Consider the following 25168-nt stretch of genomic DNA (forward strand, 5'->3'; position numbering starts at 1 on the left):
AAAACTGTGGGATTAGAGGGGGTTGGATCGTCGAAACACCGCGCAACATGTAGCAGCTGGCGAAGCCTGCGTCCGGCTGCGTAGCAGTCGTAAACCCTGCGCACGCGGTCTTTCCCGATGCACCGAGCCGTCAGATTTTACGACTGCTACGCAGCCGGACGCAGGCTTCGCCAGCTGCTACAGGGGGATGTGTAGGGGGCGGATTAGCTGATCGATAGCAGCATCCGTTGCAGCATGGCATCGCAAGCGTTGAGCTGTTCGAGGCTGACGAATTCGTCGGGTTTGTGGCCCTGATCCATGCTGCCGGGGCCGCAGACGACGGTGGGAATTCCGGCAGCGTCGAACAGGCCGCCCTCGGTGCCGAATGCCACGGTGCCGAACGCTCTTGAGCCCGAAAATAAAGCAATCAATTCCGCTGCTTCACTGTGCGCATCCGTCACCAAACCGGGATACGCCGACAACTCGCTGAAGCGGATCTCACTCTGTTCACTCACGGCACGCATGCGCGGCAACACTTGTTGCTCGGCATAGGCCTTGAGCTCCTGCGCAACCTCGCTGGGATCATGCGAAGGCAATGCGCGAATCTCAAAATCAAAACGGCAATCGGCGGGGACGATGTTCAATGCCTTGCCACCAGAAATCACGCCGGTTTGCACGGTGCTGAACGGCGGATCGAACCGCGCATCGTGAAGCTCCGGCGCCTTCAGTCGGTGACCGATGCGTCCCAGCTCACCGATCAATTCAGCGGCGTATTCAATCGCATTGACCCCCTGCGGCGCGTAGGCGGAATGGCACGCTTGGCCGTGAACATCGCAGCGCATCGCCAGTTTGCCTTTATGCCCGAGCACCGGTTTCAGTTCGGTCGGTTCACCGATAATGCACAGCATTGGTTTGACCGGACGCTGTTGCAGTTCCGTCAGCAGCGAGCGCACGCCGAGGCAGCCAACCTCTTCATCGTAGGACAGCGCAATGTGCACCGGCCGGCGCAACGTGGCCTTCACCAGCGACGGCACCAGGGCGAGCACGCAGGCGATGTAGCCTTTCATGTCCGCCGTGCCGCGACCGTAGAGTTTGCCGTCGCGCTCGGTGAGTTCGAACGGCGAAACGGTCCACGGCTGGCCGTCGACGGGCACCACGTCGGTGTGTCCCGACAGCACGATGCCCGGCAGATGCGCCGGGCCGAGGGTGGCGAACAGATTGGCCTTGCTGCGCTGCTCGTTGTAGATCAGTTCGCACGGCACATCGAAGCTTTCGAGGTAGTCGCCAACGAACTCGATCAGGTGCAGGTTGGATTCGCGGCTGGTGGTGTCGAACGCCACCAGCGTTTTCAGCAAATCGAGGCTGTGGCTCATCGGTCGTCTCCGGCGACGCCGTAACCGGGGGATTTGTCAGGGGCGAGGGCGCGGTCGATGTAGTCCTGGACTTGTGGACGGTAGGCGTCCCAGAGTTTTTCCAACTGACCGATCGGGTTTTCGTCCGCCCAATCCACCCGCAGGTTGATGATCGGCCAGGTCAGTTCACCGACCACCACCAATGCCGCCGAATGCACCGGCCCGGCTTCACCGCCAGCCGCGATGGCGGCTTTCATGGCGGCCAGCAAGCGGTCGGCCAGTTGACCTTCGCCGTGCTCGAACGCGTGGACCATAGCCTCGATCACTGAGCGATCCGCCAGCATGTTGCCGGCCGCCACGCATTGTTCGCCGGACACGGCATTGTGGTTACCCAGGGTTTGTGCACCGCTGAAATGCGCGGTCTGGCCGAGGTGGTCAATGGCGGTGATTTGCCGGTATTGGCTGTAGCCGTTGCGGGTCAGGACTTTGTCCAGCGCCTCGGCAGGCGCGAGGCCTTGCTCCATGAGGGCGAGGGTTTCCGGGCCGAGCGAGGGCAGGGTGATGTTTTGCGTGGAGACCGCGCCGACACCCGGAAGCAGCCACGGGCAACGGGCGCCGACGGCGATGCTGGAGGAACTGATCGCAATGCCGAACTGACCGGTTTCAGGGCAACGGGCGGCGATGGAGAAGGTCATGGTTGTGCTCCTTGTTTAGCCTGGCGAATAAGGTGTCTGGGCGGACGCCATCGCGGGCAAGCCCGCTCCCACAGGGATCTTCAGTGGCCACAGATTTGCGTACGACGACTAACCTGTGGGAGCTGGCTTGCCTGCGATGGCGGCGACCCGGTCTATTCAGGAATCACCGCAATCACATCAATTTCCATCAACCACTGCGGCTGCCCCAACGCCGACACCACCAACCCGGTGGAAATCGGGAACACGCCCTTGAGCCACTTGCCGACTTCCTGATAAACCGGCTCGCGATAGCGCGGATCAATCAGGTACGTCGTGGTTTTCACGATGTGGCTGAGATCGCTGCCGGCCTCTTCCAGCAACTGTTTGACGTTGCGCATCGCTTGCTCGGCCTGCGCGCGCGGGTCGCCCAGACCGACCAGGTTGCCTTCGAAATCAGTCCCGACCTGGCCGCGAACATAAACGGTATTCCCGGCCCGCACGGCCTGGCACAAATCGTTGTCCAGGCTCTGGTTCGGGTAGGTTTCCTTGGTGTTGAACATGCGAATTCGGGTATGGGTTGGCGTGGACATCTGAAACTCCTGAATAAAAAATCAAGCACTGACCGTGGTTTTGTGAGCGACCGGCACGCTTTCAGCCTGACGCTGCGCCGTATCGTGGTAGTCGAGGTACGAACGCTGGATGGCGATGTGATCGGCCACGTACTTGGCGTCGTGCCACACCCCCCAGATGAACGAAGAACCGCGACGCGACTGCCATGGCAGCCCGAGGAAATACACCCCCGGCTCACTCGACACACCGCGCTGGTGCGCTGGCTTACCCTTGTCGTCGAAGGCGTTGACCTTCAGCCAGCTGTAATCGGTGGCAAAAACCGGTGGCCCAGATGATTGAGTTGATGCCGGCCTTGGCCAGATCGAGTTCAAGAATCGGATTCTTCACGCATTCCGGATCCGGGAAGGTCATGCGCGCTTCAGGTTCTTCCGGCAGGTCCAGACCATTGCTTTCGATGTAGGCGTCGGCGGCATTGAGCAGCGCCAGGTAGTTTTCATCACCGCGCGCCAGGTTCTCGGCCAGGTTCGGTTGAAACGTCGCCACACTGCCGTTGAACGATTGGGTCAGACCGACAAGGGTCATGCCGCGATGGGCGAGCCCCCGGAAGTCGACCGTCTTGCCGCCATGTGCACCGCTGACCGCGATGGTCACGTGTTCGCGACCGGGTTTCATCGCGGCCTGATCCCATTCACCCAACACACCCAGCCACCAGCAGAAATCGCGGTTGCGGTAGGCGCGAGGCGGGCGGTCGTGCGCACCGACCGAGAGGTAAACCTGTTTGCCGGAGCGCTGCAATTCATCGGCGATCTGCACCCCTGACGAGCCGGCGCCAACCACCAGCACAGCGCCTTCCGGCAGTTGACCGGGATTGCGGTAGTCGGCCGAGTGGATCTGCAAGAACGGTTGATCTTTAGGCGCGATAGGCGGGATTACTGGCGTCTGGAACGGCCCGGTGGCGGCTACCACACGGTTGGCCTCGATCACGCCTTCGGAGGTTTCGATGGTGAAGCCCGGACGGCCGACATTGCGCTCGACTTTGAGCACGTCGACGCCGGTGCGTACCGGTGCGTTGAATTTTTTCGCATAGGCTTCGAAGTAGTCCGCCACGCGCTCTTTGGGGGCAAAGCCGTCCGGGCTGAGGTCGTCGAATTCCAGGCCGGGAAAACGGTCGTGCCAGGCCGGACCATTGGCCACCAGCGAATCCCAACGCCCGGTGCGCCAGCGCTCGGCAATACGGTTGCGCTCCAGCACCAGGTGCGGCACGCCAAGTTTGCTCAGGTGTTCACTCATGGCCACGCCAGCCTGACCGGCGCCAACGATCAGCGTGTCTGTTTTTGTTTTTTCTGTGGTCATCTCTCTACCCTTCGAAGTGGGATTCAGGTCGCTTATGGCCTGCCATCTCTTGGGCTCAAGACTAGGGATCACCCCTGTATCGGTAAAATATTATTAAGCTGGCATTTGAGTATAAATAACTGAGGCAGAACGTTTAGACCCGCCTGGGTGGCGGGTCTGGAGGGAGGGTGTTGCACGGTCAGGGCATCACGCCCAACGCCTTAATGCATCTTGCTGTGGTCCATCGTGCCGAGTGCCCGGGCTTCGGCTTGTACTTCGATGGTTTCCTGCTCGCCCTTGGCATTTTTCACGGTCAGGGTCAGCGGCACTTTATCGCCTTCTTTCACTTGAGCCGTCAGGTCAATCAGCATTACGTGGTAGCCATGCGGGTCGAAGTTCACGGGCTTGCCGGCCGGCAGCGGCACAGCGTCGACCTGACGCATGCTCATCACATCGTCTTTCATGCTCATTTGGTGAATCTGTACGGTTTTTGCCGCCGGGGACTGCACGCTCAGCAGGGTACTGTCGCTGTCGGCTTGCAGGGTCATGAAGGCGCCGGTCGACGGTTGGTCGGCCACAGTCGCGCGAACCCAGGCGTCCTGGACCTGGGTTTGAGCCGACACCTGAAAGGCCAGGCCGATCAGGGACAGGCCCAGGGCCAGTTGTTTGATGCGCTTGAAGGGGGTTGAAGTCATTAGCAGACCTCCATGACGGTGAGCAGGTCTTCTGCGCACTCTTGGGCGGTAAGGGATGCGGACAGGCCCAGGCGCAGATTGCCCCGGGAGTCGAAGACGTAACTGGTCGCGGTGTGGGAGAGAGTGTAGCTGTCACCGTTCGGGACTTTTTCGAAGAACACGCCGAATTCCTTCGCGGTGGCGGCGGTTTCTTCCAGCGTGCCGTGCAGCGCTTCGAACGTCGGGTCGAACGATTTGACGTATTTGTCGAGCATCTGTGGCGTGTCGCGCTCGGGGTCCAGGGTGATGAAGATCACTTGCAGCTTTTCGCCATCGCGGCCCATCAGTTTTTTCGCTTGGGCGGCGCGGGCCAGGGTGGTCGGGCACACCGCCGGGCATTGGGTGAAGCCGAAGAAAACCATCGGCATCATGCCGCGATAGCTGGTCAGCATCTTCGTTTCGCCGTCGGCGTCCTTGAGCTTGAAGGTACGGCCCATGATGTTGTCGCTGAGGTCCTTGCCGTACTTGTACGACAGCTTGCTGCTGTCATCGCAGCCGACCAACAGGCCGAGGCTCAGCAGGCTCATGCCGCGCAGGACAGTGCGACGGGTATACAACGTACTCATGGGGAAAATCCTGTGTAGCGACGTGAAATCTGTGGCGGCTGATAAATCAGACGAAAAAAGCGGGTGGATATTAACAAACTGTTGCGGTGCGTTGCTCATTGTCGGACCAGCGCTGGTACCAGTACAGCGGCAGAGTCGGCAGAAAAATGCGGATCAGTGGCCATAACGCGATCCCGTAGCAGCTGCCGAGCTCGCGAGGCTGCGTTCGGCTGCGCAGCAGTCGTGAGATCAGACAATGCGGTGTGTCAGGTTCACCGCGCACTCAGGGTTTACGACTGCTGCGCAGCCGAACGCAGCCTCGCGGGCTCGGCAGCTGCTACAAAGTCGGTGTTACGGCAGCTGCTACAAGATCAGCCGGTCATGAGCCATTCGATGTTTATTCGCGAGCGTCAGGAGGCCCGCTACGGCGGCAAGCAATGCACGACGCGTTGCTGCTGAATGCCTCTGTGAGCGTTGCGCTCAGCACAATATTCTACGGCTGCTAAGCTTCGACATTGCAGCGCCCGAGCCACTTCAGGGCGGGCGTTGCGCGTGGCCATGGAGTACGACGAGTGATTGTCGATAACCTGCACGGAGGCAGGCAATGGTGATCAAGCACGTTGGCAATTCAAGTGCCGAGGGTGTCCCCGGACCACTTGATCGTGAAGAAATGGAGCGGGTATTGGCGCAGCTATTGGCCAGCCCGGTGTTTTCCAAGTCCCGGCGAATGGGCAGTCTGCTGCGCTTTCTGGTCGATCATGACCTTCAATGTCCGAACATTGCGCTCACCGAGCACGCCATCGGCCTGGCGGTGTTTCGCCGTGATCCGGCGATTTACTGCACGGGCGATGATCCGGTGGTGCGCGTGCAAGTGGGGCGGTTGCGACGCAAGCTCACCACCCATTACGCCACCACCGGCCAACAAGACGCGATACGCCTGAGCATACCGGCCGGGTGTTATCGGCTGGCTTACCAGCGGCTCAGGCCCAAAGGGATCGCGACTCGCCATCCGGTCTTGCAGATTCAGCCATTCACCTGCATCACCCGCGACGGCGATGACTTCGCCCGGGGCTTGTGCGAAGAGTTGAGCTGTAAGCTGTTCGAGTCATTCGAGCAGACGCAAAGCCTAGGCAACCACGTATTGATGAAGGTCGCGCGCAACAGCGTCAAAGCCCCGGACCTGGTGCGGGCCGGGCGCGGCAGTTATTCACTGGAGGGCAGCGTGCGGGTTGAATCGACCCGGGTCCGGGCTTCGGTGCGCCTGATCGATATTGCGCAGGGGCGAATTCGCTGGTCAGAGCAGTTTGATCGCAATCGACCTTACGGCATCGCCACTCAGGAAGATTTGGCGGAGTCTATCTGCCAGTCATTGACCGGGTATTTCGCCCGGGGCGACGGTGACGCTTGAGAAAGCGGGGCAACCGCAAGGTCGCCCCGGATGCCGTGTTACACGACGGTCCAGCTGCCGCCGGAGTAGAGGCGGGTGGCAGTGTTGTCGAAAGTCAGATCGATTTCGACGGATTGAGAGCGCGAAGTGCTGAACATGGTGCTGGTCTGCACGTTCTGTTCGAACCAGACCAATATGGTTTCGACCGGGGTCAACACCGTGGAGCCGGTGACGATCTGATTGGAAGCCACGTAGATCGGCGTGCTGACCTGTTTGCCATCGATGCCGGTGGACAATTGGCTGATGCCCGGGTGAATGGCTCCGTAGTTGTTTATCAGGGTAATAGACGTATCGGGTCCACCGCTCGTCGCCGAACCCAGCAGGCCTGAGGTATCGAGCACTGACTGTTGGCCCAGGCCGATATTGACGATGTTGGTCGAGACATCCACTTGCACGTTGGCCTGGAACGAGTTGGAACCGAACAGCTGATATTGCGGGGTCCAGCTGAAGGTGCTGTTACTCAAGTAGGCGACATAGGACTGCCAGACCACGTTGTACGCTTCGGTGCCGACTTTCTTGGCAAAGCACAGTTTGTAGCCGGACTGTTTCAGCGTGGTCAGGTCGCCGGATGCGATCTGGATCTTCACCGATTTTTGCGTGGCCGCCAGGGTTGAGGTCAGGACCTTGCTGTAGTCGGTGGTTTTCAAGGCCGTTGGTGCGGCCATGATCGATTTGACGGCCGCCTGCACGTCATCATGCAGCTGTTTTTGATGGGCACTTACCGCAGTGGATTTACTCATGATTTCCCTATTCCTTGGAGTGATATGTTGGGCAATCAATGGCCCTGTTAGCACATTGACGGCTTCACTGTAGGCGGGCAGAAAAGGGCGGCGAAGTGTCTTGGCGTTACAGTCGCAGTGGTCATCAACACTGATTCGGACCGGCAGGTAACAGCTGGCGTAACGGGGTTGTATCAAGCCATGAAACAGCGTGGCGATCATTTGACCGCCTCGCCGTGGAACTGCATTGCCAATCACTCGTCCCTGTCGATTGGCATCACTGTGCAATGAAATCGCGAATCGCCTGAATAGTCGCTGCCGGCGCTTCTTCCATCAGCCAGTGACCGGCCCCCGGTATCACCACTTCGGTCACGTTGTCCGCCGCATTACGCATGACGATCGCCTCATTGGCTCCGAAGGATTTTTCACCACCGATGGCCAGCACCGGCATGGTCAACCGCGTCTTCATCGACGCTTCGTTGTCCGCCGCGTCCTGGCGAATGCTGCGGAACTGAGCGAAGGCCGCGTGCATGACGCCGGGGCGGGCATAGAGCTTGGCGTAATGTTGGCGGGTGGCTTCATCGACTTTGCTGCGGTCGCCTGCGAACTCGTTCCAGAACCGGTCCAGGTAGATGCGTTCCCGGCCTGCCACCAGGCGTTCGGCGTCCGGTCCGCCGAAGTCGAAGTGCCATAGCATCGGCGAACGCACGATATCGTTCCAGGGTGGAATGCCGGGTACCGGCGCGTCCATGACGACCAGGCGATCAGTCAGCTGCGGATAACGCGAGGCGTAGGCGAAGGCGACCATCGTGCCAATGTCGTGGCCGATGACCACCGAATGCTCGATCCCCAGTGCCGCCAATACCCCGCGGATGTCACCGGCCTGGGTCTTTTTGTCGTAGCCGCTTTCCGGTATCGACGACAACCCCAAGCCTCGAAGGTCCGGCACCACGACCGTGTGGTCCTTGGCCAGATTCGCCGCCAGTGGCGCCCACATGTCACCGGTGTCGCCAAAGCCGTGCAGCATCACCACGGCAGGCCCCTTGCCGCCGACGCGCACATGGATCTTGACGCCTTCGACGCTGATGTCTTTTGTCTGGAACGCCGCAGGGAACGGCGTCACCCCAGCCTGCGCCGGGAGGCTCAGCGCAAGCAGTAAGGCAGTGGTCAGCAGGGTGCGCAACATAACGGTGTCTCCCAACGTACGCGTGGAATGTCGCGTACCCCCCCAGCCTGAGCGGGATACCGATTGCAGCAGCGTAGACGGCTTTTCAAAGACAGATTTGCTGTCCGTTACTGGACACGTTTTTCCATGGTCTCTTTCAGTGCTTCGGTCACCAGTTCGCTCACAATCGGCTCTGAAGTCGAGCGCATCTCGTTGCCGACGATGGCATTCTGTGCTTTTACTTTTTCGACGTATTGTGAGGTCGGACCGTCCGCGACGAGCGAAGCCAGTTCTTCTTCAGAGAATGACTTTTCATAGGCCTGTGCCAGGTTCTCGTCCCATTTTGGCTGGTACTTGGGCAGCAATGCGGTGATTTCCTCGGAAACGATACGGTCGGCGTCGGCACTGCCGAGCTTCTCGGCAATCATCGAGTAGGACACCGTTCCCTGCGCCGTCGACATGGCAATGGCCGGGAGATTACTGCCCATGTGTGCCTTGGCGACAAGTGCGCGTGCTTCATTCAGGGCGGGCGTATCAGCGAAGGCAGGGCTTGAGAGTGAGAACAATAGGGTCAAGGCGATAGCGGCAGAAGCAGTCCAGTTCAAGTTTGTGCTCCATGAATGATAGAGAAAAGGGACGTCAGAACAGCGTAGACCGAAAGCCGCGCTTTGCGACGGGCAGCGTTTTCCTATTGAGAGGTTTCGCACGCCAGGTCCGATTCAGGCCCGTTGCCCAACCATTCGTTTAATCAATAATCACCATCAAGGAATGCAAGTTCTGTTTTTTCGCCAAGGGAGGAGGATAGCTGCATACCGAACTCGCCTTTGAAGGAACCTGAGCGATGAAAATGTCTACCTTGCTGGCCTTTATCGCCGTATTCACCGGCAGCGTCGCCACCACCGTGCCGGCTTACGCGGCTGACCAGTCGTGCCATTTGCCGCCGGTCGCCGACAGTACAACCCATCTGCAACATGCCCAGACCGTGGGCGTGCTCTACAGTGAAAACACCCTCAACACCCTCCAATACCTTGAGCAGTACCATGCGGTGGCGGTGAACGGTGCGAAAAACCCTCAACTGGATTCGCGCATCAGCAACGCCTTCGTCAACAGTTCCGACCCGCAGCTTGCGATCAACTGGCTGATGGGCTCGCTGCAAAAAGAGTTCGGCTCGGTGACGGTCTACGACAACCTCGATGCGCTGGTGCAGGCACGCCCCGACGTGGTGGTGATGCTGGACACCTACAGCCGCCTGGTGTCCAAGCGCAACAATCAGGTTGAAGCGCGGTTCATGGCCAAGTTCTACGATGCGAACCTGCAGTACATCGGCAAGGCCGAAGGTTCACGCGCTCAGCAAATGCCTTCGGTCTGGGTGCATGGCAAAGCGGCCCCGGAGATTGCAGCGCAGATTGACCGGCAGACTGAGCTGCAAGTGAATGCGCTGAAGCAGTTTGATGCTTCGCTTAAAGCGCTGGTGACTGCGGGCACTGTGGCGCAGGTGGCGAGTAACTGAACCTGGCCTCCCGATGCTCAGCTTCAGCACGGTTATTGAATTCAATTCAATTGCCGGGGCTACCGTGCAATCTCAAACTTGTGAGTCGATGTGCGGGTTATCGCTGAGTTCATTAGGGTTGCTGGCGAAAATGCCGGTAGAGCACCATGGGTCTCTTCATCACGCCGAAACGCTCGCTATGGCGCGCTTTCCCCTTGCAATCAGGGTCTGTGTAGGCCTTTAGTTGGGTTTCGATTCGTTTGCCGTCAGCGACCTGGTTTGCCTTGTCAATTGCACACTTTGCGGTGACTGGGCTCGAGTTTCTAATGCGGCTATTGATCATCGCTTCTTCTACAGAACCTCCTGCCGCCAAAACCGCTTGGTAGGAAGGCACCCAGACGTTCGTCAGCCATTGATTGATGATAAAACTCTGAACATCTTTCTGGCGTAAGGCTGCGCGTATCCAATGCCGGAAAATCTGCCAGTCTTCCAGCGTCGTTGCGCCGTTCATGTGTGCACCGCAGTAGCTGCTACCGCCGCCATAGATGTCGTGAGCGAACGGTTTTGCGTCAAGATCGAGGGTGATTTCCGAGCGTGGCGTAGAACAGACTCCACCTCTAGCCCGGATATTGTCGAAGTTGATCCCGCGCAGATTGAAAAATTGGTCTGCCTTGGGGGCCAGCGTTGGATGATTTAGTTTAATAAAGTCGAACAAGCGCTTGAGTTGAGCGCTGTCTGTATGGTCGACACCCACACCCCCCACTGCATAGCTCATCAGGTGTTTTCCATCATTGCCTCTTTGTGCACCCTTCCACTGCTTTCCCTCCGGATCCTCCGGGAGCAGGCCCCCTGGGGTCACTCCCCACGCCGCAGCTGCGGTAATCAGGGTCAATGCGCCGAGGCCTGCCGTGGACTCGATTTTGTGCGGGTCATATTGCTCAACCCATTGCTTGACCCATTGAGCAGGGATTTGTTCACCATAAAAATCCGAGCTGTCTTCAGCGGTGGGGCCCCAATATCCAGCTTGCAGAATCGCCACTAAGTCAGGTTCTGGAAGGTTCATATCAAAGTCCTAAAATTGCTTTGAAGAGGGACGATGGTGGTCTGTGGTCATGAAGCAAAATATTCAACTATCAGCACTTCTTCAGGGGTGATAGCACCCTGGAACAGTTCGTCGAAACCTGTGGCGGGTAACTCCACTCCTTCGTGGCATTCACAGATATCGGTAATAACTTCAGATATCGTCATCGGATGGTTTTTGAGCAATTGCTCCAGATCGCTATCCCGCCAGGCAATCGCTGGATTGGGCCTTTTGTTAGAAGCTGCGTAAGCTGGCGAATGCCAAACACACGCTGACCCTTCTGGCGGCATAAAGGCGGGTTGTCCTCTAAACGGGAACTCACAATAAAACATTTCCCAAATGGCCCACACATTTGCTTTTGTTGCTTGCCGACGAAGCTGGTCGTGAAAGTGTGATGTGTTCTTCGTGGTTTGAATTGAATCCCAGCAGTCTTTATGAGTGCTCAGCCGGGGCCACTTGGCTTCAAAAATACCAACCTTCATGGTGTGATTGGTGATGTTGTGGAAAATGATGCACCCATCGGCGCCGAATTTTCGCTCATGCGGGGGGTGAAGTTGTTGGATGCGTGAACTTAAACCGAAAATTTTTAATGCGTTAATACTGTGTCGGAAAAACTGGTGAAATTAGAGGTGTAATCGTTTTCGGTCGTGATGTGGTTGGCAATCAAGTCAGAGCGTGCAAGTTTATCCGCTTGATAGGCGCAATTTTTTATAGTGGAGATTATTCCCGCTGGGAAAATTCCCATGCTTAATTTCCCTGTGTTGATTTTCTATTTAAGTCGCTATTGCCAGTTGCTGTTGGAAGTACAGCGTAGCCTTTGTTAAATCTGTCGGCCAACCGTGATTAGATTATTAGATAATATTGAATGTTTCGTTTTGAGATAATTCAGCGGTCGTCCGAGTAGTTGCTTCTGGACTTAAGGGGGGACCCATGTCTACCGGGCCTAGTGGCCCGGTAGGCGTTTCAACTATCACTGACAATTGCAAATCCTGATCGCTCAATCACGCCGCGAACTACGCTGCGCCACCCCAGAAACGCTGACCGGGGTGAGCGGGCGCCCAACGACGGTTTCGGCCGAGGAAATTGTGTTGTGTACGCCTGGGATCAACTGCGTTTCACCGCGTTCAAGGGCCATGGTGCCTCCTGCTCGATTGAAACAGCCCGGTAATCAACTCAACTCTTTCAAAAAAGCCGAAGCCGCAAACCCGTCAATCAACCCGTCACCCTGAAGATCGATACTCGACCATTCGGTATTGACCGGTTTCGCGGTAACCAACTGGCCGGGCTTCAAGCTGCTCACCACGCTGTACTCGGTACCAGGGCCGCCGCGCAGCCTGAGGCTGGTGCGCGATATCACTTCGTGGGTAGCGGCGGCATGAGATGTCGCGACTACCGAGGTTTCGACCGGTAGAACGAAAGCCCCGAAATCGTTGGCGTGCTGGGGATTGATGAGGTTGTAGTCAAGGTCCAGGCCGCACAATTTTGCCGATGGGGCTTTTTGCTCGATGTGATAGGTGCCGTTTTTTATTGCGTCTTTGGTCCCGCGAAATCCGGACGACATGGCCAGCCATACCAGTGAACACAGGCCGTTTTTTGTCAGCGCATTGGCCGTTGCGCCAGAGCCATAGATACCCACCCGATAGGCTGGCTGAGCACCGGAGATCTCGTTGAACGCCCGCTGCACCCCTTGGAAATAAGGAATGATGTCGCTGGTGATTTCGTTGGTGCTGGCATCGAAGTCGACAGAGAAATAGATCCCCGATCCCTCGGGTTGCCCGATGTCGTTGAGGGCGTATCGGTAGGCTCTGCGTCCCGCCTCATAGCCTTTGATTTCCGAGAAATCGGCGGCATTGTCCTGTCGTTGTTGAAACACCACGGCGATGTTCATGCCTTGCGCGCAAATGGACTGCGCCTCTATAAGCGTCAAGCATTTGTCTGGAAACGTTTTTGAGTTGCTGAAGTTGTAATAACGGATAACAGTTTTTACGTTTTCTTTCGACAGGCAACGGAGTTTTGTCGTGGTGTTGTAGGGGGTGTCGATAATGAGCATGATAAGTTTCCTTTCAGGGGGAGCGCACTTTGCCAACTGCGTGAGCCGAGAAGGTTGGGCTCGGACATATATAAAAGGCGTGTTTTGCAAGTGCGTCAATATGCGAGGAAATTCACGTATGACGAAAGTTGTAAAAGTTATGAGTCAGTGTTAATTGGTTGTGACAAGGTTTGATAAAAAAATGAGAATATTTAAATATTTTGCACCGGTATTTTATATTTGTTTTGTTACTTGCCGGGCCGAAAAGTCCGGCAAGTTTTCAATTTATAATCAATCGTTATAAGCACTGGCCCTTCAATCACGCCGATTGCTACGCCGCGCCACACCCGAAACGCTGACCGGAGTAAGAGGGCGTCCTACGACGGCTTCGGCCGAGGAAATGACACTGTGTACGCCCGGGATCGATAGGGTTTCGCCGAGTTCGAGCGCTGCGACCAGAACAAAGCCCACCAGCACCAAGCCACCGGTTTTTATCAAGCCGTTCATTTGGCATGTCCTCGCACAAAGTTTTTCGGTAAGTCATCGCCGTTGGGCACGTCTTTCAAGTCGACTTTCTTGGCATCCGTCGAGTTATCAAACGTGAAGTCGTCGGCGGCAACCTCTGTGCCCGTTTTCCAGTCACTCAACTGAATGCTGTACTGCGGACCACCCTCGACTTGTTTTGAGGTGATGACATAGCGGCAAGGGTAAGGACGCTCGCCTTGAGCGATCCAGATTTGCCAATCAACTTCCTTGGTTCTGAAGGCCAGGTGATCGCATTCGACGCCACCGATGACGCCGCTGCCCAAGTCTTTTATGTCGGTCACTCCCACCATCAACGCTTCCTGGGGGTTGGACCCAAACAGGTCGGCACCGGCTATTGGCCTGTCGTACTTAACCCTTAACTCATCAATCAAATGATCCAGCGTGCCGGTGATGGGCACTTGCGTATAGGCATTCACATTTTTGCCCAGCACAGTCAGCGTCTTACCGTCATACAGCATTTCGATATCTGCAAATCCGCCAGTGCGGATGTTGCGTATTTTGTCTGGCCGGCTGATTACCGTCGTGCCGGAAGCGGCGAGGGCAAGTTTCTGTTTTTCTTTGGTGACGACTTCAAAGTTGGTGTCGTAGTTGAACGATATGTTTTTTTGCGCTGACATATAGTCGGACATGTTCTTTAGCAAATTTTTGGCGTACGCCTCATCTGCCAGCGAAATGATCGGTTGGCTCAAGCCGAGAATCAGCGCCAGCCCGGCCCCAGCGACACGAACGGCCGAGGGTTGGATTAACTTACGGGCGATCTTTTCCATGGAAGTTCACCGCTTCGGGAATGCCGGGTTGACCAGCGTGGAATTACAACGTTAGTTCCATCACCGTCATTGCGCCGCGTATTGCCCGACCGCTAATCGCATTTACTCAATGATCAAATCTGGTCGTTTGATCCAGTCCATGTTGTCTGTTTCGTGACTGTTGCCAATAAGCGAGGGGACACCTGCCCATTTGCCGCCCCGGTCCCTCCCGATTGTGTTTACCCGCCTGTTTGGCTAACCTCGCACAAACCCGCAAAATCAGGCATAAACATGCAAGATCAGCATTCCATCGCCGAGCTCCCTTCGGTGCGCCGGCAAAAAATCCTCCTGATCCTTGAGCGCGACGGCAAAGTCATGGCTTCAGAGTTGAGTCAGCATTTTGCGGTGTCCGAAGACACCATTCGTCGCGATCTCTCCGAGCTTGCCACCGCCGGCCTGGTGCAGCGGGTGCACGGCGGGGCGCTGCCGCGACCGAAAGACACGGGCAAGGATTTTTTCACTCGGGTCAGCGAAACCGATGAGGTGAAAGCGCAGTTGGCGCAACTCGCGGCGCGCCGGGTTCAGGAGGGGCAGATTGTGCTGTTCGATTCGGGCAGTACAACGCTGCAAATTGCGCGGTCGCTGCCCTCGGACATCTCCATCACGGCCATTACCGCGTCGCCGATGATCGCCATCACCCTGGCCGAGTACAAAGGCATCAAGGTGATCCTGGCCGGTGGACAGCTCAACCCCGCGACGATGTCGGCCAGCGGGCATGAAACCCTGCGGCTGATCGAAGGCATCAAGGCTGATCTGTTGTTCACCGGTGTCTGCGCGATTCACCCGGACGTCGGCATCAGCTCGCTGCATTTCGATGAGGCGCCCGTGAAGCGAGCGATGCTTGCCAGCGCTTCACACGTGGTGGCGGTGATTACGGCGGACAAACTCGGGGCGGTGGAGCCGTTTGTGGTTGCGCCGTGCAATCGCATCCATACACTGATTACCGAGCAACACGTAGCGTCGGGCAGCGTCGAGGATTATCAGCGGTTGGGCATTGAAGTGGTTCAGGTCGATGCCTGAGTTCAGCCATGCCCCAACGCAATCGCAAACGACACGACGATGAGGCAGGCAAAGGCAAAATTTAAATTCATGAGGGTATCGTCCGACTGATCCGAAAGGACGCCATCATGAATTCGTCGAAGAAAAATAAAAAATTCGGCTTCGTGATTTAAAAGATCGAAGGAATTGATACCTGACCAGGCGTTCCGCTTGTTGCGCCTCGGCAGTCGTTGGCCAACCGCCTAAACCAGATACTTGCGAAACCACGCCACGGTGCGGTCCCACGCCAGTTTCGCGGCGGCTTCATCGTATCGGGGCGTCGAGTCGTTATGGAAACCATGATTGCAGCCCGGATAGATGTAGGCCTCGTAGGTTTTGCCCGCTGCTTTCAGCGCTTGCTCATACGCCGGCCATCCTTCATTGATGCCTGCGTCCAGTTCGCCGTAATGCAGCAGCAACGGTGCCTGGATCCGGGGTACGTCTTCCGCCTTGGGCTGGCGACCATAAAAGGGTACGGCTGCCGCCAGTTCCGGATACGCCACGGCCGCGGCGTTGGAGACCCCGCCGCCGTAGCAGAAGCCGGTGATGCCGGCTTTTCCGGTGGTCGCGTCGTTTTTTGTCAGCCATTCGATGCCGGCGAAAAAATCATTCATGAGCTTTTCCGGATCGACCTTCGCTTGTAGCTCCCGACCTTTGTCATCGTTGCCGGGATAACCACCGACCGAACTAAGGCCGTCGGGGGCGAGCGCAATGAACCCGGCTTTGGCAACGCGTCGGGCGACGTCTTCGATGTAAGGATTGAGCCCGCGGTTTTCATGCACGACCAACACCGCCGGCACCTTGCCGGTGACTTTGGTCGGGCGCACGAGATAGCCGCGCACATTGCCGTGGCCCTTGGGCGAGGGGTAGGTGATGTACTCGGCGAAGATGTCCGGGTCGGTAAACTCCACTTGCTCGGCGAGCGCATAGTTGGGGCTCAGGGAGGCGAGCAGTGCGCTGGCGGTCAAACCGCCCAGGGTGAACAGTGCCGCACGATCGAGAAACTCTCGCCGATTGATCTTGCCATGGGCGTAGTAGTCGTAGAGTTCGAGCAGTTCGGGGGCGAAGTCTTTGGCGGTTAGACGGTCCATAGGGGCGCTTCCCGTTTGGTCAGGATTTGAATCAGTAAAGCAGTGATTGTCTCAGGGGCACTTATTTTCAGTCGTTGCCTGAGCTTTGCAGGGCGTGGGTTCTGGACATGTGTGGTACCAGGTCGCCCAAATTGCAGCCAAGACAATTAGCATGGACAAGGCGTGGAAAGTTCGAACAGTCCGTGGCTTTACGGCTTGAACCACAAGTTTTTTGCCGACTGGGCCCGTTTCCTCCGAGGCCAGCCTGACGGCTTCGCCGAATCTGCGAAGCTCTTTTTGTGACAGGACAATTACCCATTGACTGGCCATTGCAAAAATAAAGTAGCTGACTGCAATCAGCAGGTAGGTGGTAGCTGGCCATTTACCCTTGTCGCTTCCAATGGTGTAACCCAAGACAGCAATTGAGATGACCTGAAAGTAGGCCCACAGTTTATGGATGCTGTCGCTTTGCTTCTGATAAATGTCGAACGCATCTTTGAATGCAACGTCAGTCATGATTTAGCACCCCAGCTTAAACTTCGACCGACAGTGGGTTTTGTCGCCACAACCCGGACGTTCTTTGCGGGTCGTGGCAAACAAAACGGCCTACCGACTAATGCCCACCCACCACCATATGACTGAACGGCGCCACATACGCCTGCAACGTCACCAACCCACCCACCAGAATCGCCAGCACGATGGAGTGGAAGAACACATAACGCAGAATTTCCCCTTCATGCCCGTACCAGCGCGTTGCGGTGGACGCGACCACGATTGATTGCGCATCGACCATTTTGCCCATGACCCCGCCGGAGCTGTTCGCCGCTGCCATCAGCACCGGGCTGATCCCCAATTGTTCGGAGGTCACCCGTTGCAAGCCGCCGAACAGCACGTTGGACGCGGTGTCCGAGCCGGTCAACGCCACGCCGAGCCAGCCCAGGAGGGTGCCGAACATCGGGTAGAAAATGCCGGTCGCGGCGAAGGCCAGGCCCATGGTGGCGTCCAGTCCGGAGTAACGCGTGAGGAAGCCCAGGGCGAGCATCGCCGCAATGGTGATCAGCGAAAAACGCACCACCCACAATGTTCGCAGATACTGGTGAATCAGCTGCGGGATGGAGTAACCCATCAGCAGGCCACCGAGGATTGCCGCCAGCAAGATGCCGCTGCCGGTGGCGGTGAACCAAGTGAATTTATAGATCGCTTCCTCGGTTTTCGGTGCCGGCACCACGGGCGGCACTTTCTCGACTTGCAGGTGCAGCGTGGTGAACGTCACGATCGGGGCGAAAATCGGGTTGGCCTCGCGCATCGGTTTGCCTTGCGGGTCGAGCTTGGCTGCGCTGGTTTGCGGATCGATGGCCGGGCGGGTATCAAAGGTGTTTTTGAAACCTTGGGTGCCCCAGATAAAGACGAACACCGTGAGGATGATCCACGGCATCCACGCGCGCATCACGGCAGGCTTGGCATCACTGGCAAACGTCGCGCTGGGTGCGGTTTTCTGTTCATGCTCGGCATCGATTTTCGAGTTGTCGACGCGCCCGGTCAGTGCGGCCGAAGTGTGCACCGAGGCCGGTTTCCACACCTTGAGAAAAGCCGTCAGGCAGGCCATGGAAATCAGCGCGGCGATCACGTCCACGAGCATCGGGCCGTGGTAGTTGGACACGAGAAATTGCGGTATCGCGAAGCTGACCCCCGCCACGAGAATCGCCGGCCAGATTTCCAGCATCTTGCGCCAACCGGCGAAGGCCCAGATCAACCAGAACGGCACAAGCACCGAAAAGAAGGGCAGCTGCCGGCCGACCATCATCGACAGCTCCATTTCATCCAGCCCGGTCACTTTGGCCAGGGTGATGATGGGCGTGCCCAGCGCGCCGAAGGCCACCGGTGCCGTGTTGGCGATCAACGCGAGGCCGGACGCGGCGAGGGGCGAGAAGCCCAGCCCGATCAGGATCGCACCGGTCACCGCCACCGGCGTACCGAAACCGGCCGCGCCTTCGAAGAAGGCACCGAAACAGAAGGCAATCAGCAGCAACTGCAGGCGTCGATCGTCGGTGATGCGTGCAATGGAGTCCTGCAGCACTTTGAACGAGCCGTTTTCGGTGGTCAGCCGGTGCAGAAAGATGATGTTGAGCACGATCCAGCCAATCGGCAGCAAACCGTTGGCGGCACCGAACAGCGCCGCCGAACCGGCCATGTTCGCGGGCATGCCGAAAGCGAAAATTGCGATCAGCAAGGCGGACGCCAAGGCGAACAATGCGGCCATGTGCGCTTTGATGTGGAAAAACGCCAGAGATGCCAGCATCACCACCACCGGCACTGCCGCCATGAGCGTGGAAAGCACCGGGTTATTGAAGGGGTCGTAGACTTGTTGCCAAACCATGTTCCACCTCTGCTTTTTATTGTTGATCGTGCAGGCCCCGGGCGGGGTTGGTGGGAAGGAGTATAGGTGGCATTACGCCGCTGTCTCGGCAGGTTCATCGCCGTGACCACCGGGTGCCGTCCGACGATGAACTTCTACTACGCTCAAAAAGAATGACTGGCCCGATCCATTCACAATGAGAGGGAGACAGCGATGACTGAACGCCACGAGGAACACAAGGAGACGCTTTCCAACGGATGCTCGATCAGGGTCAAGGCCGAGATACTGAAAGACGGCTCCCTGAAAATGTTGATCGGTGTGTACCGGCCGGACGGTTCGGTCATTGAAGAGGACCACCATCCGTCGCCGCACCTGTTGGACATGGAGGACGCGATGGACTGGGCCATCGAAAAGGCCAAAACCGTCGGCAACAGTCAGCAAACGCTGTAAGAGCGGTGCAGCACCGCTCTGACCGACTCGGCTACTGCGTACCGAACATGGCCGTCCAGTAAATCCCCGAATCGCTTTTCGGGTCCACCGCGTAAGCCGCGCCCAATTCACGGAACTGCGGATTCATCAGGTTGGCGCAATGACCGGGGCTGGCCAGCCAACCGTCGACGACCTTGCGCACGGAGTCTTGCCCGGCGGCGATGTTCTCGCCGATCTGCTGATAGACATAGCCCGCCAGTTCCGCCCGGTCTCCCGGCGTGCGACCGTCGCGGTCCTTGTGATCAAAATAGTTGTTGTTGGCCATGGCCCGCGAGTTGGTTTCGGCGGCGGACGCGAGGGTGGCGTTCCAGGCCAGCGGCGTGGTCGCGGTAAATGGCTGGCCGCCGCACTGACGGGGTGTACTGCGCGCGGCGTTGAGCTCGACCAACAGCTTCTGGCCTTCGGCGGCGGCATCACCCAGGCGCGCGGTCAACAGGGGGCGGGCGAGCACGATGCGCCAGTCGGTGCCTTGGCGGCTGACGCCGATGTCGATGAATTTCGGGTCCAACACCACCTGGCAGAAGCTTTCCTGTACCGCCATCATCGCCGCTTGCGCATCACGCGGGCCTTTCAGGGATATCGCTTGCACGTTGAACATCGGATACGACGCACGCACCATGGCCTGCTGCAAGTCGACCTGTCCGCTGGCCGGCAATACCAGACGCGGATCGCTGGTCAGCGGAGGCAACTCCGGCGAGACCTGACCGCCGCAACGCTGCGACAGGCTGCGAAAGGCGTTGATCGAATCGGCCAGTTGCGTTTCTTCGGACGCCATCGCCGTTGCGGCAAGCATCAGACCCAACGACAACCCCGACAAGCGCAATGCGGATGATAAGACGTGCATGGAAACCCCCTTGGACGGACTGCGCCCATGATGCGCGAACTCCCCCGGTACAAGGCAATGGCTTTTTGCAGTTTGTTGCTCAGTAGCTGACATGATTTGGCTACTACACTGTTCCGACACCTCCCAGAGTGTTTTCACCATGTCCAGCAAATGGATAGCCGTGCTTCTCACTGCTGCGCTTTTCGCCGGTTACGTCGTCGCGGATGAGCAACAACAAAAAAAGCAGGTGGCGGAAGGCAAGGCGCAGGTACTTGAACAAAAGGCGGCGGAGAAGGGCAGTGATGCGCCGGTGCCCAAGTCCGAGACCATCACCCCGTCCGAAGTCCAGGCGGTCGACCCGGCCGGCAAGGCCCCGTTGGACGATGCGATTACCTGCATGGCCCGCTCCATTTACTGGGAAGCCAAAGGCAAGGACAAGATCGACATGGAAGCGATTGCCAACGTGGTGATGAACCGCCTCGGCCATGAGGGTTTTCCCGATACCGTGTGCGGGGTGGTCAAGCAAGGCTCCGAAACCAAAAGTTGCCAGTTCTCCTGGTGGTGCGACGGGAAGTCGGACTCGGTCCAGGAAGAAAACCAATATGGGCTGGCCAAGGAAATCGCGCGCAAGGCGCTGAATAAGCAGCTACCGGATCGCACCGGCGGCGCGATGTATTTCCACGACAAGACGGTGAAGCCGGTCTGGGCCAAGAAGTACATCAAAACGGCGAGCATCGGCTTGTTCGTGTTCTACAAGCCGCATGACGGGTCGGCGAAGTAGATTGGCCGACCCTGAGGTTCAAGCGCTCTACACTTCGCGACCATGCGCCACAGCGGCCAGTTGGCCGGTATCGACCCGGACAAACACCGAGTCGCCCACTGCCGTGAGCACGTCGTCGGCGTACACCTCGCAAATCACCCGGCTCTTGCGCCCGACGTCACCCTCGACCCTGGCGCGCAAGGTGAGCGCAACGCCCATCGGTGTCGGTTTGATGAACTTGATGCCAAGGCTGCCGGTGACGCAGTCGATACGCGGCAGTGAGCCAGGCTCGCGGTTTTCGGCCCGATAGTGGTAAGCCATGGCGGTCCAGTTCGAGTGGCAATCAACCAACATCGCAATGAGCCCGCCGTACACCAGATCCGGCCAGCCACAATATTTGGCCTCGGGCAGGTGCTCGGCGACCACGTGTACGCCATCGGCATCCCAGCGGCTTTTGACGTGCAGCCCGTGAGGGTTACGGCTGCCGCAGCCGTAGCAAACGCCATCGGGTGCGGCGCTGTCCTGCATGGAAATATCGAACATGGTTGTCCCTTGTTGTGCTTGAAGTCCGTTGCGATTAAACCGCTGGAGCAGGGGGAAGTCCATTGGCGTCATGCGCTCGGTTGAACGCCCTGATGGGACGTCAGAACTTCGCGTAGTTCAACGCATCGACAATGGCGGAGCCGCCAATACCGGTCAGCGACAGCAACAACGCACGAATCAACGGGTCTTCGGAGTAGCGGGAGAACGAACCGGTATTGAGCGTCGCGATGCGGTCGCGGATCATCTGGAATTTTTCGTAATAGCCCGGCTTTTTGGGGGTCTCCAGCAGATAGGCATCGATACGCTGCAGTGCCAGCGTACGAGCCTTTTCGGCCGCCCGACGCAGCGACAGTGCGGACGCGAGCAGGATCAGCGTGGTCAGCAGGAATGAAATGACCACGCTGGGGGGCGTCGGCCAGTTGTCGAACAGGCTGCTGCGCGATGCCAACAGAATCAACATGACCACCGTCGGGGCATAGATCAGGCGGCTGACCGCTGAGGTGCGCTTGGCGATCAGTTGCAAATCCACCCATTCATCGATGCAGGGGTGTCTGAGAACGCCAAAGATTTTCCCGTGTTCCTGCTGCAGCTTTTCGGGCCAGATCGCGTGGTGATTGCTCAGGTGCCGTATGAATCGTGTCAGCAGCAGGTTGGCATCCACGACCCAGAACACCAGCACCTGGAACGCCAGGGTCGGGATCAGCCAGACGAACATCCACATCATCGATTGCCCGCGCACCGGAACCTGTTCCATTGGCCAGATCACAAACAAGACGCTGGTGACCACGATGAACACCCAGGTCGCGAGCAGAGCGCGCAAGAGGCGGGCGCCGAACGCTCCGCAGATGCAGTGCTCACCCCAGAAGCGTGCGATGGAAATCATTTTTCGTTCGTCGTCGCAGTTGGCCTGGATAGTTGTACAAGTCTTTGACCAGTTGTCATTGGTACTGACCAGCGGGAAAAAAATCAGCAGCAGGAAATACCCAAATTCATTGCACCAGCGACGAAAGTTCCAGCGCCTGCCTTTATGGAAAAAGTGCAGTACCTGGCGGCACAACCCCAATCGATACCTGCGCATGAATGCGTGCAATTGATAGGTGCGTTCTATCTCGACCCTGTTGACGCGCAGGTTGCGCCAGCCCCATGCCAGTGCCGAAAGCGAGATCAGCACGGCGGTGACGCGCAGTCCCACCGTCGGCCAGGCACTGATGCCTTCAAACAGGAACATCGGCTCGCCGAGCCCAAAGTTCGTCAAGGGGCCGCGCTTTTGGTACACCAGTATCAACGTGAGCACAAACACCACGAGGGGGGTGACGATGTACCACGATGGTGAATCGTACACGCCGCTGCTGGCGCTGGCCGTCGCGATATTGTCCTGTGCCAGACGCTCGAGGCGACGGACCCGGTTTGAGGTGATGATGCCCAGCAGGATCAGTAAGAACGTGCACCAGAGAAGCCCTGCATGCCAGGTGCGGGTGGCGATAAATGCGCAGGCTGCCGCGATCATATACAGCATCATGGGTACGCCGCGTGCCCAGGCCAGCTTCGTTTGTGTGGCCATTTCCGGCCCCGAAATCCAGCGCCAGACGACGAACCCGGCCAGTAGAAGAAGGACAACCGTCAGCGGGCCGGCCCAGAAAAACGATTGAGTTCTTTCGAATGCTCTGCGCACCGATTGTGAGGCTTCAGGGTAGGGCGGTGGCGACGGGTCTTGAAGGCAACTCAAAGACATCAGGTCGTGAGGATGTATGTCTTGATCCGAATTGGCCGATGCCTTGCAGTTCTTCGCGCGCTCGAGGGTTACCGGGCTCGCGAGCGGAATAAAACCGCTGATGCCCACCTCATAGATACCGGGCAAAAGCAGGTTCGATTTCGTGTAGTCGAATTTCTCTCGCTTGGTACGGAACGATTGCGGCGCCAATGCCGCCTGAACGGCGACAAATACCGAGCTTTGCAGGCTGTCGCGAAACGGTGGCACGTCTTGCTGCAGGACGCGCGTCAGGGTCAGCCCATAAGGTGCCGCCAGTATCAGGTTGCGGGTAGTTTCCGCCTGACCTCGTTGCAGCATGCGCGCGTCGAGGTCGGTGGAAAAATACAGTTTGTAAGGCATTCGACTCTTGAGCGCCTGTAACACCAAGAGTTTGTCGTAAGTGTCGACACCTAATATGCCGATGGCGCCAATGCCCGGTTTGCCGTTTCGTCGATAGGCCGCGTCCTCGCGTGCGATGTGTTCGGCGAGGCGGCGCAGGTAGTCGAGCTGGGAGTTGCCGTCGGCTTTCTCCAGTGGGCTGAGGTCGATTTTGCCGGCGTCTTTGTTATTTTTGCTGGCATCGCTGCTGGCGGTTTTGTCATTGCTCGCGGCTTCCTCGGGGAGGCGTCCGTCGAGGCCCCGTAGATAGCTGAAACGCAAAACCCATTTGTCGACCAATGCCTTGTCATCGTGTTCACTCAAACCTGCTTTGATGGCAACCCCGGCCTTGAAACTTTCGATCAGCGCGCGACTATAAAAACTGTCCCATTCGGATATCAGCGCGATTCGGTCTGGCGCCAGCGGCCAGTTGTTCTCTACGCAAGTTTCTCCGGCTCGCTTTGAATTGATTTTGTTGTTGCTGCATTGCAGGCTGGTGGCCGGATCAACATTGCGCAGCTTCAGTTCCGCCAGCATCAATTGCGCCATGGTGCCGTCGTCGTTGACGGTTCGCAGCAGCTTCATGTCGTATTCGCGCGGTGGCGGCGGGTCGGGAACATTGAGGTGGTTAGTCAGTGTCAAATTGTCCGCAGTGGCCAGGGGCGAGTAGATCTCGACATTGGGTGTTGCCCGGGCGTTGGCGTCATCCTGATACATAGCCCGCAGCACGGTTGAAGTGGCGGGGCCGATGACTTTCAGCACAGTACGATTGTCAGGCACGCCTGTGCAGGCCAATGGGTAACTGCTTTCGAGAGTGCTACACGCCAGGCTCTGGCGCAGCTTTTCCAGTTGCTGCAATGGCTGTGAACCCAGTGCGTCTTGTTTCAGCCAGAACACGATGGTCTGCTCGGCGGGCTGGGGAGCGCCTTCAAGAGATTTTGGTGGGTCGAATGGATTGGAAACGAATATTTCGTAGGGCACATCGATGAAGTGTTGGTCCGGCGAAGGATCAACCGACAGATCGGCTGCCAGTCTCAAACAATGGATGTACTGCTCTTGATCCGGCACCCGATGAGAGTTTTTAAACCCGGCAAGCAGGGCATATCGAGTGCGGCGTCGGCGCTCGACTTCGTCAGCGTAGGGGCCACCTTCCACCAGCGAAACCATGATGTCGGGCGGGGTGGGCGCTCCGGGCGGCGGGGAAACCCTGGGCGCGCATAAATTCGCGGCATCCGGACTATCGATGTCGTTAAGTTTCTTGCGATAACGCTCCAGCGCATCAAACGGGTCCTGCCATAACCGCGCTTCGATCGGCAACTGCGCTTGAAATTGTGCACCGATGGGGCGCGGTTCAAGGAACGGTTCGCGGGTCAGTGCAAACGTAGAGACGACCAGACTGAAGATGACTGCGCTGCCCGGCAGCCAGAACGCCAGGTTAGTACCGGAATCCTTGTTGCTGTCCATGGCCCATCCCTCGAATGGCCGACGCTACT

The 25168-nt window shown here is 57.8% G+C and carries 26 protein-coding genes and 1 pseudogene; 6 read left to right on the top strand and 21 right to left on the bottom strand.

Annotation, left to right across the window (positions count from 1 at the left end):
• Positions 1 to 203 precede the first annotated feature (203 nt).
• The 6 genes and pseudogenes from argE to LOY55_RS12685 all read right to left on the bottom strand — a co-directional run bounded on the left by argE (position 204) and on the right by LOY55_RS12685 (position 5207).
• On the bottom strand, positions 204 to 1352 hold the full coding sequence (gene argE / locus LOY55_RS12660) for an acetylornithine deacetylase (protein ID WP_258668004.1): 1149 nt from the start codon (positions 1350 to 1352) through the stop codon (positions 204 to 206).
• Positions 1349 to 2026 (bottom strand): DUF1028 domain-containing protein, encoded by a 678-nt coding sequence (locus LOY55_RS12665; RefSeq protein ID WP_077430323.1) that lies wholly within the window; start codon positions 2024 to 2026, stop codon positions 1349 to 1351. Before LOY55_RS12665 ends, argE begins: the two co-directional genes overlap by 4 nt.
• A 152-nt stretch (positions 2027 to 2178) precedes the next feature.
• Positions 2179 to 2595, bottom strand: a complete 417-nt coding sequence (locus LOY55_RS12670; RefSeq protein WP_046027689.1) for a RidA family protein — start codon at positions 2593 to 2595, stop codon at positions 2179 to 2181.
• A gap of 21 nt (positions 2596 to 2616) precedes the next feature.
• A pseudogene (locus LOY55_RS12675) lies at positions 2617 to 3964 on the bottom strand (flavin-containing monooxygenase).
• Between the two features lie 164 nt (positions 3965 to 4128).
• Complete coding sequence (locus LOY55_RS12680; RefSeq protein WP_109784605.1) at positions 4129 to 4602, bottom strand: copper chaperone PCu(A)C; 474 nt, start codon at positions 4600 to 4602, stop codon at positions 4129 to 4131.
• Positions 4602 to 5207, bottom strand: coding sequence for an SCO family protein (locus tag LOY55_RS12685; protein WP_258668005.1), 606 nt, complete (start codon positions 5205 to 5207; stop codon positions 4602 to 4604). Before LOY55_RS12685 ends, LOY55_RS12680 begins: the two co-directional genes overlap by 1 nt.
• Before the next feature lie 327 nt (positions 5208 to 5534).
• Between LOY55_RS12685 and LOY55_RS12690 the strand changes: the two genes are divergently transcribed.
• Together LOY55_RS12690 and LOY55_RS12695 are read left to right on the top strand one after the other, a co-directional pair.
• Positions 5535 to 5645 (top strand): CstA-like transporter-associated (seleno)protein, encoded by a 111-nt coding sequence (locus LOY55_RS12690; RefSeq protein ID WP_256577239.1) that lies wholly within the window; start codon positions 5535 to 5537, stop codon positions 5643 to 5645.
• A 145-nt stretch (positions 5646 to 5790) separates the two neighbouring features.
• Positions 5791 to 6594: a hypothetical protein gene (locus LOY55_RS12695; protein WP_109784607.1), complete on the top strand. Its 804-nt coding sequence runs from the start codon at positions 5791 to 5793 to the stop codon at positions 6592 to 6594.
• A gap of 38 nt (positions 6595 to 6632) precedes the next feature.
• Here the strand turns inward: LOY55_RS12695 and LOY55_RS12700 are convergent, their stop codons facing one another.
• The 3 genes from LOY55_RS12700 to LOY55_RS12710 all read right to left on the bottom strand — a co-directional run bounded on the left by LOY55_RS12700 (position 6633) and on the right by LOY55_RS12710 (position 9122).
• The gene (locus tag LOY55_RS12700; RefSeq protein WP_258668006.1) at positions 6633 to 7373 is read right to left on the bottom strand and encodes a hypothetical protein; all 741 of its coding nucleotides are present in this window, start codon (positions 7371 to 7373) and stop codon (positions 6633 to 6635) included.
• Between the two features lie 256 nt (positions 7374 to 7629).
• The gene (locus LOY55_RS12705) at positions 7630 to 8538 is read right to left on the bottom strand and encodes an alpha/beta fold hydrolase (protein ID WP_258668007.1); all 909 of its coding nucleotides are present in this window, start codon (positions 8536 to 8538) and stop codon (positions 7630 to 7632) included.
• Positions 8539 to 8645: 107 nt separating this feature from the next.
• A complete protein-coding gene (locus LOY55_RS12710; protein ID WP_258668008.1) occupies positions 8646 to 9122 on the bottom strand; it encodes a hypothetical protein in 477 nt (158 codons plus the stop codon).
• 236 nt (positions 9123 to 9358) lie between these two features.
• On the opposite strand from LOY55_RS12710, the gene LOY55_RS12715 reads away from it, so the two are divergent.
• Positions 9359 to 10027 carry an ATPase gene (locus LOY55_RS12715; RefSeq protein ID WP_258668009.1) on the top strand — a complete coding sequence of 223 codons (669 nt, stop codon included), beginning with the start codon at positions 9359 to 9361 and terminating at the stop codon, positions 10025 to 10027.
• 112 nt (positions 10028 to 10139) lie between these two features.
• Here LOY55_RS12715 and LOY55_RS12720 read toward each other — a convergent pair whose 3' ends face one another.
• From LOY55_RS12720 to LOY55_RS12745, 6 genes are all read right to left on the bottom strand, one after another.
• Complete coding sequence (locus LOY55_RS12720; RefSeq protein WP_223524610.1) at positions 10140 to 11069, bottom strand: hypothetical protein; 930 nt, start codon at positions 11067 to 11069, stop codon at positions 10140 to 10142.
• 47 nt (positions 11070 to 11116) lie between these two features.
• Positions 11117 to 11569 carry a hypothetical protein gene (locus LOY55_RS12725; protein ID WP_258668010.1) on the bottom strand — a complete coding sequence of 151 codons (453 nt, stop codon included), beginning with the start codon at positions 11567 to 11569 and terminating at the stop codon, positions 11117 to 11119.
• A gap of 515 nt (positions 11570 to 12084) precedes the next feature.
• Complete coding sequence (locus LOY55_RS12730) at positions 12085 to 12222, bottom strand: hypothetical protein (RefSeq protein WP_258668011.1); 138 nt, start codon at positions 12220 to 12222, stop codon at positions 12085 to 12087.
• A gap of 33 nt (positions 12223 to 12255) precedes the next feature.
• On the bottom strand, positions 12256 to 13137 hold the full coding sequence (locus tag LOY55_RS12735; RefSeq protein ID WP_109784614.1) for a DUF1906 domain-containing protein: 882 nt from the start codon (positions 13135 to 13137) through the stop codon (positions 12256 to 12258).
• A 294-nt stretch (positions 13138 to 13431) separates the two neighbouring features.
• Entirely contained in the window at positions 13432 to 13623 is a 192-nt protein-coding gene (locus tag LOY55_RS12740; RefSeq protein WP_077430316.1) for a hypothetical protein, read from the bottom strand.
• Entirely contained in the window at positions 13620 to 14429 is an 810-nt protein-coding gene (locus LOY55_RS12745) for a DUF2092 domain-containing protein (RefSeq protein WP_109784615.1), read from the bottom strand. The genes LOY55_RS12740 and LOY55_RS12745 overlap by 4 nt, the downstream gene beginning before the upstream one ends.
• A 270-nt stretch (positions 14430 to 14699) precedes the next feature.
• On the opposite strand from LOY55_RS12745, the gene LOY55_RS12750 reads away from it, so the two are divergent.
• Positions 14700 to 15488, top strand: coding sequence for a DeoR/GlpR family DNA-binding transcription regulator (locus tag LOY55_RS12750; protein ID WP_109784616.1), 789 nt, complete (start codon positions 14700 to 14702; stop codon positions 15486 to 15488).
• A 221-nt stretch (positions 15489 to 15709) separates the two neighbouring features.
• Here LOY55_RS12750 and yghX read toward each other — a convergent pair whose 3' ends face one another.
• The 3 genes from yghX to LOY55_RS12765 form a co-directional block, all read right to left on the bottom strand.
• Positions 15710 to 16597 carry a YghX family hydrolase gene (yghX, locus tag LOY55_RS12755; protein ID WP_258668012.1) on the bottom strand — a complete coding sequence of 296 codons (888 nt, stop codon included), beginning with the start codon at positions 16595 to 16597 and terminating at the stop codon, positions 15710 to 15712.
• Between the two features lie 51 nt (positions 16598 to 16648).
• Complete coding sequence (locus tag LOY55_RS12760; protein WP_258668013.1) at positions 16649 to 17092, bottom strand: hypothetical protein; 444 nt, start codon at positions 17090 to 17092, stop codon at positions 16649 to 16651.
• Between the two features lie 97 nt (positions 17093 to 17189).
• Positions 17190 to 18953 carry an L-lactate permease gene (locus LOY55_RS12765; protein ID WP_046027672.1) on the bottom strand — a complete coding sequence of 588 codons (1764 nt, stop codon included), beginning with the start codon at positions 18951 to 18953 and terminating at the stop codon, positions 17190 to 17192.
• A 192-nt stretch (positions 18954 to 19145) separates the two neighbouring features.
• On the opposite strand from LOY55_RS12765, the gene LOY55_RS12770 reads away from it, so the two are divergent.
• Positions 19146 to 19382, top strand: a complete 237-nt coding sequence (locus LOY55_RS12770) for a hypothetical protein (protein WP_046027671.1) — start codon at positions 19146 to 19148, stop codon at positions 19380 to 19382.
• 31 nt (positions 19383 to 19413) lie between these two features.
• On the opposite strand, the gene LOY55_RS12775 is transcribed toward LOY55_RS12770, so the two are convergent.
• Positions 19414 to 20265 carry a CAP domain-containing protein gene (locus LOY55_RS12775; protein ID WP_109784619.1) on the bottom strand — a complete coding sequence of 284 codons (852 nt, stop codon included), beginning with the start codon at positions 20263 to 20265 and terminating at the stop codon, positions 19414 to 19416.
• A gap of 139 nt (positions 20266 to 20404) precedes the next feature.
• On the opposite strand from LOY55_RS12775, the gene LOY55_RS12780 reads away from it, so the two are divergent.
• On the top strand, positions 20405 to 21025 hold the full coding sequence (locus LOY55_RS12780) for a cell wall hydrolase (protein ID WP_258668014.1): 621 nt from the start codon (positions 20405 to 20407) through the stop codon (positions 21023 to 21025).
• Positions 21026 to 21052: 27 nt separating this feature from the next.
• Here LOY55_RS12780 and LOY55_RS12785 read toward each other — a convergent pair whose 3' ends face one another.
• Both LOY55_RS12785 and LOY55_RS12790 read right to left on the bottom strand, forming a co-directional pair.
• Positions 21053 to 21547 (bottom strand): PaaI family thioesterase, encoded by a 495-nt coding sequence (locus LOY55_RS12785; RefSeq protein WP_109784621.1) that lies wholly within the window; start codon positions 21545 to 21547, stop codon positions 21053 to 21055.
• Positions 21548 to 21647: 100 nt separating this feature from the next.
• The gene (locus LOY55_RS12790; RefSeq protein WP_258668015.1) at positions 21648 to 25139 is read right to left on the bottom strand and encodes a hypothetical protein; all 3492 of its coding nucleotides are present in this window, start codon (positions 25137 to 25139) and stop codon (positions 21648 to 21650) included.
• Positions 25140 to 25168: the final 29 nt, after the last annotated feature.

Source organism: Pseudomonas sp. B21-040, assembly GCF_024748695.1.
In the GTDB taxonomy this organism is placed as follows: domain Bacteria; phylum Pseudomonadota; class Gammaproteobacteria; order Pseudomonadales; family Pseudomonadaceae; genus Aquipseudomonas.